Origin of the sequence: Tenacibaculum sp. IB213877 (genome assembly GCF_034043975.1) — a bacterium.
Taxonomy (GTDB): Bacteria; Bacteroidota; Bacteroidia; order Flavobacteriales; family Flavobacteriaceae; genus Polaribacter.
Map to the genome: position 1 here is coordinate 1 of NZ_JAXCHH010000043.1, position 712 is coordinate 712.

Annotated in this window: 1 pseudogene; it reads right to left on the reverse strand. The window is 53.9% G+C overall.

Features of this window, described 5'->3' with window-relative positions:
* A pseudogene (locus SLH33_RS13005) lies at positions 1-712 on the reverse strand (hypothetical protein); the annotation flags it as partial.

Sequence of the window (712 nt, forward strand, 5' to 3'; positions counted from 1 at the left end):
ATTGGCTGCCATGGTAAAGCCTGAGGTGTTACATTGGGTTTGGTCGGTGCCTGCTGCCGCTGTCGTAGGCAACGCATCGTTGGTCAGTACCACATCATCCGTACTATCGGTACAGCTTCCGTTGCTGATTGTCCATCGTAAAGTCACCGTATCGCCTGCCGCTACCGTCACTCCTGTAGTAGGGGAACTCGTATCGGCAATCGTTGCCGTTCCACTGACAATACTCCATAATCCTGTACCTACCGTAGGCGTATTGGCTGCCATGGTAAAGCCTGAGGTGTTACATTGGGTTTGGTCGGTGCCTGCTGCCGCTGTCGTAGGCAACGCATCGTTGGTCAGTACCACATCATCCGTACTATCGGTACAGCTTCCGTTGCTGATTGTCCATCGTAAAGTCACCGTATCGCCTGCCGCTACCGTCACTCCTGTAGTAGGGGAACTCGTATCGGCAATCGTTGCCGCTCCACTGACAATACTCCATAATCCTGTACCTACCGTAGGCGTATTGGCTGCCATGGTAAAGCCTGGGGTGTTACATTGGGTTTGGTCGGTGCCTGCTGCCGCTGTCGTAGGCAACGCATCGTTGGTCAGTACCACATCATCCGTACTATCGGTACAGCTTCCGTTGCTGATCGTCCATCGTAAAGTCACCGTATCGCCTGCCGCTACCGTCACTCCTGTAGTAGGGGAACTCGTATCGGCAATCGTTGCC